1 protein-coding gene is annotated in these 2,468 nt (G+C 68.6%); it reads left to right on the forward strand.

What is annotated here, in order from left to right; all coding sequences use genetic code 11:
- The coding region (locus TSO5_RS28855; RefSeq protein ID WP_146203854.1) for a calcium-binding protein at positions 1–2,468 on the forward strand (2,468 nt) is incomplete at both ends.

A 2,468-nucleotide genomic window follows, 5' to 3' on the forward strand; every position in this document is an offset into this window, starting at 1 on the left:
ATCGGCGACACCGGCACCACCATGCTGGCTTCGGGTCTGGAGACGCTGACGGGCGGTGCGGGCACCGACGCCATCACTCTCGGCACGGCTGGCAACACCCTGCTGGTCTCGGCTCTGGAAACCCTGACGGGCAACACGGGCACCGACATCGTCACCCTCGGCTCGGCCGGCGCGACCCTGCTGGCTTCGGGTCTGGAGACGATCACCGGCGGCACGGGTTCGGAACTGGTCTTCCTGGGTTCCGGCGGCAACACGGTCACGGTGTCGGCGATCGACATCCTGGTCGGCGGTGCGGGCACCGACGTGGTCACCCTCGGCACGGCCGGCAACACGGTGCTGCTGCGCGGCATCGAGACGCTGACCGGTACCGCTGGCACCGACGTCATCTCTCTGGGCGACACCGGCAACACGCTGGCGATCTCGCTGATCGACACGCTGGTTGGCGGTTCGGGCTCCGACGTCGTCACTCTCCTCACGGGCGCCACCATGACGGTGTCGTCGCTTGAGACGCTGACCGGCTCCGGGGTTTCCGACGTCATCACCCTGGGTTCGTCCGGCAACACGCTGGCGATCTCGCTGATCGACACCCTGACGGGTGGCGCTTCGACCGATGTGGTCACCCTGGGCACGGCCGGCACGACGATGCAGGTCTCGGCTCTGGAGACGGTCACCGGCGGCACGGGCACCGACGTCATCACGCTGGGCACGGTCGGCAACACCCTGCTTGCCAACTCCCTGGAGACGATCACCGGCGCCACTGGCTCCGACCTCGTGTTCCTGGGTTCGTCGGGCAACACCGTCCTGGCCTCGGGTCTCGAGATCCTGGTCGGCGGCACCACCACCGACGTTGTCACGCTGGGCGCGGCCGGCAACACGATGATCCTGCGCGGCATCGAGACCCTGACGGGTCTGGGCGGCGTCGACGTCATCACCATCGGCGACACCGGCACCACCATGCTGGTCTCGGCGCTGGAGACGCTGGCTGGCGGTGCGGGCACCGACGCCATCACTCTGAGCACGGCCGGCACCACCATGCTGGTTTCGGCACTGGAGACGGTGACGGGCGGCACGGGTACTGATGTCATCACCATCGGCACGGTCGGCTCGACCTTCCTGGCCAATGCGCTGGAGACGATCACCGGCGGTTCGGGTTCGGAACTGGTGTTCCTGGGTTCGGGCGGCACGACGGCCCTGGTTTCGGCGATCGACATCCTGATCGGCGGCACCGGCACCGACGTGGTCACCCTCGGCACGGCCGGCAACACGGTGCTGCTGCGCGGCATCGAGACGCTGACGGGCCAGACCGGCACCGACGTCGTCACGCTGGGCAACACCGCGAACTCGCTGCTCGTCAGCGGGATCGAGACGCTGACCGGCGGTTCGGCTTCCGACATCGTCACCCTCGGCACGGCCGGCAACACCATGGTGGTGTCGGGCATCGAGACGCTGATCGGCGGCACGGGCACCGACGTCGTGACCATCGGCACCGTCGGCGGCACGCTGCTGGCTCTCGGCATCGAGACGCTGGTCGGCGGCACGGGCCTGGAGGTCATCTTCACCGGTTCGGCGGGTGCGACCCTGACCGTCTCGGGCGCGGACTACGTGATCGGCAACACCGGCACCGACGTCCTGACCCTGGGTTCGGCCGGCAACACCACCACGATCCGCGGCATCGAGACGCTGATCGGCGACGTCGGCACCGACGTTGTGTTCCTGGGTGACACCGGCAACACGATGACGCTCGGCACCGGCATCGAGGTTCTGGTCGGCGGCACGGCCACCGACGTGCTGAACATCAGCACTTCGGGCGCCACCCTGCTGACCCGTGCGATCGAGACCCTGATCGGCAACACCGGCACCGACGTGATCACGCTCGGCGACACGGTGAACACGGTCACCGTCACCGGCATCGACACCCTGACCGGCGGTGCGAGCACCGACATCGTCTTCACCGGCTCGGCCGGCGTGACGATGACCGCTTCGGGCATCGAGTTCCTGGTCGGCGGCACGGGCACCGACGTCGTCACCTTGGGCTCCTCGGGCAACACCGTCATCACCCGCGGCATCGATACGCTGTCGGGCGGTGCGGGCACCGACTGGGTGTTCCTGGGCGACACCGGCGTCACCATGGCGCTGGGTTCGGGCATCGAACTGCTGATCGGTGGCGCCTCCACCGACGTCGTCAGCCTCGCCACTTCGGGCAGCACCCTGCTGACCCGTGCGGTCGAGACCCTGATCGGCGCGGCCGGCACCGACGCGATCACGCTGGGCGATACCGCCAACACGATCACCGTGTCGGGCATCGACACCCTGACCGGCGGTGCGAGCACCGACATCGTCTTCACCGGCTCGGCCGGCGTGACGATGCTGGCCTCGGGCGTCGAGTTCCTGGTCGGCGGCACCGGTTCGGACGTCGTGACGCTGGGTGCGTCGGGTAACACCGTCATCACCCGCGGCATCGACACCAT

Source organism: Azospirillum sp. TSO5 (assembly GCF_003116065.1).
Lineage (GTDB): Bacteria > Pseudomonadota > Alphaproteobacteria > Azospirillales > Azospirillaceae > Azospirillum.